The organism is Acidovorax sp. HMWF018 (assembly GCF_003061035.1).
GTDB lineage: Bacteria > Pseudomonadota > Gammaproteobacteria > Burkholderiales > Burkholderiaceae_C > Acidovorax > Acidovorax delafieldii.
Genome location: NZ_QAIM01000306.1, coordinates 3,539 through 9,084, shown reverse-complemented (window position 1 = coordinate 9,084; position 5,546 = coordinate 3,539). Strand labels below are relative to the sequence as shown.

Sequence of the window (5,546 nt, the reverse complement as noted above, 5' to 3'; positions counted from 1 at the left end):
GGCAGGTGCGGATGCTGCTGGTCTGCTGCGCCACCTCGGCTGCCACGCTCACGCGCGCCTCGTGCCACAGGGCCTGCGCGCCGGCCAGCCGCTCATCGGCAGCGGTTTTGGCGGCGCGGTTGCTGCCAAACAGGTCCAGCTCCCAGCTGGCCTGCAGCCCCGCCTGCGAGGTGGTCGCCACGCGCGCCAGCTGGTCATTGAAGCCCCGGCTGGCGCTGGCCTGCGCGTCGAGCGCGGGCAACAACGCCGCCCGACTGCCCACCTGCGTGGCACGGGCCTGCGCAATGCGCGACTGGACCTGCGCGATGCCCGGGCTCACGGCCTGGGCGGCGTCGATCAGCTCGACCAGCAGCGGGTCTTGCAGCTGGGTCCACCAGCGGGCCATGTCTGTGAGGGAACCCTGGTGCGGCAAGGGTGCCTGCCAGCCTATGGGCACGGGTGTTGCGACCTGGGATGGGGGTGCGGTGGTGGAGCAGGCCACGAGTGGCAGGACCAGCGCCAGCCACAGGGGTTTGTGTGAGATCAGTCGCATGTGCAAGTCACTCTGGGGTACGGGAAGAGGAGGTTTTTTTGGCGGACGCAGCAGCGCGGGCCGTAGCGCGGCGCTGGCGCTCCCCGTCCACCATGAACTGGGCAAAGTCCACCAGCCGTGATGTGGTGGCGGCCAGCCCCCGTGGCGTGGCGGTGAGTCCGGGGCGCACCGCCTGCACCACGTCACGGCCCACGTAGTACTGCAGTGCCAGGGCGGTTATGGCCATGGCCAGGCGGTGTACGTCGTCATCGGCGGTTTTCAGGCCGAACTCCTTGCACAGCAGACCCACGAGCGCGGCGTGCGCGGGCTTGATCTCGCACTCCAGCTCCTGCTGCCACAGCCCGGTCGGGTCCAGCATTTCGCGAAAGTGCAAGCGCATGCACAGCTCGACCAGATCGCCTTCGTGCAAGGGTTGCATGAAACTCTGGATCAGCAGCTCGATGAACGCGGGCAAGGTGTCCGGCCAGGCATCCACGGCGATGGGACTGCCCATGGGTTCGGTGAACGCCGCGCGGTACAGCCCGTTCTTGTCGCCAAAGTAGTAGCTGATGGAGGCCGGGTTGACCCCCGCCGCCTGGGCAATGTCGCGGATGGATGCCTTGGCAAAGCCGTTCTCGGCAAAAAGACGCAACGCGGCGTGCAGCAGCCGCGCGCGGGCCTGCGCGCCTTCCGTAGGCGGTGGTGGGGGCATGGAAGGCCGGGGCGACCTGGAAGCTGAATCTGGCATGGAGCCGGATTACAGCACTGTTTAATCAAACGATTGATTAAATTTTTGTTTCAGAAGATGTCGAAGGTGTTTCGGCCGTGTCTCTGCCCGTGCGGAGCGGCTATTTGGAGCGGGGGCTGGGCAGATCGGATGGAGGTTTTGCACCATCCGAATATAGGGTGTGGAAGGGGAAGGCGACCCCTCCGGAAGTCGGCCATTCCTTGCGCTGTGCGCCCGCCGATCAGGCTGATGCGGCAGCAGAGCCGAAGACCGCTGTCCACAGCGCCAGCACGGCATCGCGCTCTGTCTGCAGTGCTGGGGGCGTGACCTGGGTGGGCGCCTCGTCCAGGCGCGCCACGTGCTGCACCCGGCGCAGTTCGCGGTAAGCGTCAGCGGCTGCGTGGCCCACACCGGCAGGCAGCAGGCCCACTTGCTCGGCGCGCTGCAGCAGCGCAATGTTGCCCAGGTTGCCGCGCAACTCGGGGTGGGCCGCAGACTGCGACAGCACCAGGTACTGCACGGCAAACTCGGCGTCCACCATGCCGCCCGGGCTGTGCTTCACGTCAAAGCGGCCTGCCGGCGTGGGGTGGGCCGAGCGCACCCGCTCGCGCATGGTCACGATCTCGTCCTTCAACGCCAGCGGGTCGCGGGCGGAGGTGATCACGGCCTCACGCACGGCGTCGAAGCGCTCGCGCAAGGCCTCGCTGCCCATCACAAAGCGCGCACGGGTCATGGCCTGGTGTTCCCAGGTCCAGGCGGTGTTGCTGCCGCGTTGCTGCTGGTAGTTGGCATAGGCTTCAAAGCTCGTGACCAGAAGGCCCGAGTTGCCGTTGGGCCGCAGGGCCGTGTCGATCTCGTACAGGTCGCCCTCGCCCGTCTTGACGGTGAGCCAGTTGATGAGCTTGCGCACAAAGGCCGCGTACACCTCGGGGGCGCGCTCATCGTCGTCGTCGAACACAAAGACGATGTCCAGGTCGCTGCCGTAGCCCAGCTCCTTGCCGCCCAGCTTGCCGTAACCAATGATGGCGAACTGGGGCTCGTCGCGGTGGCGGTTCTTGAGGCGGCTCCAGCACCACTGGCTGGTGATGCGCAGCACGCTGTCGGCCAGCGCGCTGAGGTCGTCGGCCACCTGTTCCACCGTGATGCGGCGCTCCACGTCGCGCGCCAGGGTGCGGAAGGTTTCTGCATGCTGCGCACGGCGCAGCAGGTTGAGCAGGGTTTCGTCGTCGTCCTCACCGGTGGAGCGCAGTGACGCCAGGCGCATGCCCAGCTCGCGTTCAAAGTCGGCCACCACAAAACGCTCGGACAGCAGTGCGTCGCCCACCAGCTCGTCGATCACGCCGGGGTGCTGCAGCAGGTACCGCGCGGGCCACTTGGCCGCGCCCAGCAGGTGCAGCAGCTGTTCGTGTACAGACGGCCGCTCCAGCAGCAGCGCCAGATAGCTCTCGCGCCGCAGCAGCGGCTCCAGCCAGTTGGCCAGGCGCACGGTCGCCTCTTCGGTGACGCGTCCTTCCTTGAGCCACTGGGCCGTGCGCTGCACCAGGCGGAACAGGCGCGCGCGCGCTTCGTCACGCAGACCGGCCACGCGCGGGTGGTTGCGCCACTCGGCCACGCGCTCACGAAAGCCCGGCGGCAGCTGCTCCAGCAGGCCTTCCAGTTCCGGGGGCGGCGGTGCCGCTGCCCGGGGGCCGCCACAGCCGCCGCCGCTGCATTGTTTTTTGCCGTTGCCACCCAGCAGGGTGTCGAACTCCTGGGCCACCAGCTCGCGGTGTGCGTCCAGCTCGTGCAGGAAGGCGCAGCAGTCCTTGTAGCCCAGGGTGCTGGCGATCCAGGCCAGGTCGTCGTCGCGGGTGGGCAGCACGTGGGTCTGCTGGTCGTCCAGGTACTGGATGCGGTGCTCCACCCGTCGCAGGAACACATAGGCCCGGGCCAGCGCGTCGGCGGTTTCCTGCGGCATCAGGCCTGCATGGGCCAGGCGCTGCAGCGCATCCAGCGTGGGGCGGCGGCGCAGCTCGGGGAACTGCCCGCCGCGCACCACCTGCAGCAGCTGCACGGTGAATTCGATCTCGCGGATGCCGCCGCGCGAGAGCTTGACGTCGTTGGCACGCTCGGGGTGACCGGCGCTGCGTTTGGACGCATGGTCCCGGATCTGGCTGTGCAGCGAGCGCAGCGCATCGAACACGCTGTAGTCCAGGTAACGGCGAAACACAAACGGCAGCACCACGCCGCGCAGGGCCTGCACCTCGGGGCGGCCGATGCACTCGCGGGGGGCCACCACGCGGCTTTTGAGCCAGGCAAAACGCTCCCATTCGCGGCCCTGCACCTGCAGATATTCCTCCAGCGCGGCCAGGGACACCGATGCGGGGCCCGAGTTGCCGTTGGGCCGCAGGGCCAGGTCCACCCGGAAGACAAAGCCATGCTCGGTGGTGTCGCCCACCAGGCTGTAGATGGCCTTGACGGCGCGCGCAAAGTATTCGTGGTTGGAGATGCGCCCCCGGCCATCGGGCATGCCGGCAGTTTCGCCATCGTGCTCATACACATAGATGAGGTCGATGTCGCTGGAGACGTTGAGCTCGCGGGCACCCAGTTTGCCCATGCCGATGATCCACAGCTGCACGGGCTGGCCTTGCGGGCCGCGCGGTGCGCCATGGCGTTCGTCCAGCTCGCGGCGCGCCTGCTGGCAGGCGCGGTCCAGGGCCAGTTCGGCCAGTTCGGTCACGGCCCGGGTTATGTCGGCCAGGGGTGTCTGCGCCTCGCAGTCCAGCTGGATCAGCCGTTCCATGACCAGCTGGCGCAGCACGCGCAGCGCGGTGCCGGTATCGCAGCCGCGTGCGCACAGGGCGTCGTAGGCCTGTTCCATGGTCGCCAGCACCGGGACGCCCGGGGGCAGCAGGGGCAGGTCGTTGGAGTAGCGGCGGTGCAGGCGCTGGTAGAAGCGGGAATGTTCGGCCAGGGGGCCCTCGGGCAGGGGCTGGTGGCAGCGGGGGTCAGACAGAGAAGGGTGCATGGCAGCCACAGCCGGATGTTGGACGGGGAGCGGGGTGCTGGTGTGCGGGCCCGACGGCATACAAAAGCTCACTGGGCACTCGGGTCACGAGTGAACCCACGCCAGGGCTGCGGGTCATAATTCCTGCCACTTTCCATCTCACCATGATCGATCCCACCTCGCACCCCTCACGCCTGCTGAAAATAGTTGCAGGTTTTGCGCGGTGGTCGCTGGGCTTGTTGCTCGCGTTCTGGCTGCTGCTGGCCATCGCATGGGGGGCTCTTCATGGCTGGATTGTGCCGCGAATCGGTGATTTCCGCCCGCACTTGCAGGCGCAGGCCGCACGGGTATTGGGGGTTCCCGTGCAGATCGGCGCCATCGTGGCCCGCACCGAGGGGTTGATCCCGTCCATCGAGCTGTCTGACGTCGCGCTGCTGGATGCCTCGGGCCGTACCGCGTTGCGCCTGCCTCGGGTGGTGGTGGCGCTGTCGCCCCGTTCGCTGCTGCAGTGGGGGTTCGAGCAGCTTTACATCGAAGGCCCGGATCTGGATGTGCGCCGGGCGAGTGACGGACGCATCTATGTGGCGGGGCTGGAGTTTGCCCAGAACCAGGGCGATAGCAGCGCGGCGGCCGACTGGTTGTTCTCGCAGGGCGAGGTCTATATCAAGGGTGGCACGGTGCGCTGGACCGACGAGCAGCGCGGCGCCCCCGAGCTGGCGCTTGAAAAGGTGGACCTGGTTTTGCGCAACGGCAACTGGCACCACAACCTTCGGGTGGATGCCACACCGCCGCCGGAATGGGGCGACCGTTTCAGTCTGGTCGGTCTGTTTCGCGCGCCGCTGCTGCGCGCCCGCGATGGCAACTGGAAGCACTGGAGCGGCCAGGTGTTTGCCCATTTCACGCGGGTCGATGTGTCGCACCTGCGGCACCACGCCGATGTGGGCATCGAGGTGGCGCAAGGCCGGGGCGCGCTGCGGGCCTGGGCCGATGTGCGCAGCGGGCAGGTGGTGGGCGGCACGGCCGACCTGGCGCTGGCCGATGTGAACACCACGCTGGCGGCCGATCTGCGCCCGCTGGTTCTGCCGTCCATCCAGGGTCGGCTGGGGGGGCGGCGGCTTACCGGCGGGTTTGAATTCTCGACGCAGGCGCTGCAGTTCCAGACCGACGACGGCCTGACCTGGCCCGGCGGCAACCTGCGGCTGGTGCACACCGATGCCAACGGCAAGGCCCCGGCGCAAGGCGAATTGCGGGCCGACCGGCTGGACCTGGCGGCCCTGGCGCAGGTCGCCAGCCGTCTGCCGCTGGGAGCAGCCGCCCACGAC

4 protein-coding genes are annotated in these 5,546 nt (G+C 68.2%); 1 reads left to right on the top strand and 3 read right to left on the bottom strand.

Annotated features, from left to right (window positions below):
- The 3 genes from DBR23_RS30560 to glnE all read right to left on the bottom strand — a co-directional run.
- Window positions 1-532: TolC family protein (locus DBR23_RS30560; protein ID WP_233250407.1), on the bottom strand; the 532-nt coding region annotated here is incomplete at its 3' end.
- Between the two features lie 7 nt (window positions 533-539).
- Window positions 540-1,223, bottom strand: a complete 684-nt coding sequence (locus DBR23_RS11665) for a CerR family C-terminal domain-containing protein (RefSeq protein WP_233250406.1) — start codon at window positions 1,221-1,223, stop codon at window positions 540-542.
- A 256-nt stretch (window positions 1,224-1,479) separates the two neighbouring features.
- Window positions 1,480-4,245, bottom strand: coding sequence for a bifunctional [glutamate--ammonia ligase]-adenylyl-L-tyrosine phosphorylase/[glutamate--ammonia-ligase] adenylyltransferase (gene glnE / locus DBR23_RS11660; protein ID WP_108498348.1), 2,766 nt, complete (start codon window positions 4,243-4,245; stop codon window positions 1,480-1,482).
- Window positions 4,246-4,388: 143 nt separating this feature from the next.
- Between glnE and DBR23_RS30555 the strand changes: the two genes are divergently transcribed.
- Window positions 4,389-5,546, top strand: a 1,158-nt coding sequence (locus DBR23_RS30555; RefSeq protein WP_304466208.1) for a YhdP family protein, incomplete at its 3' end; no start/stop codon positions are given.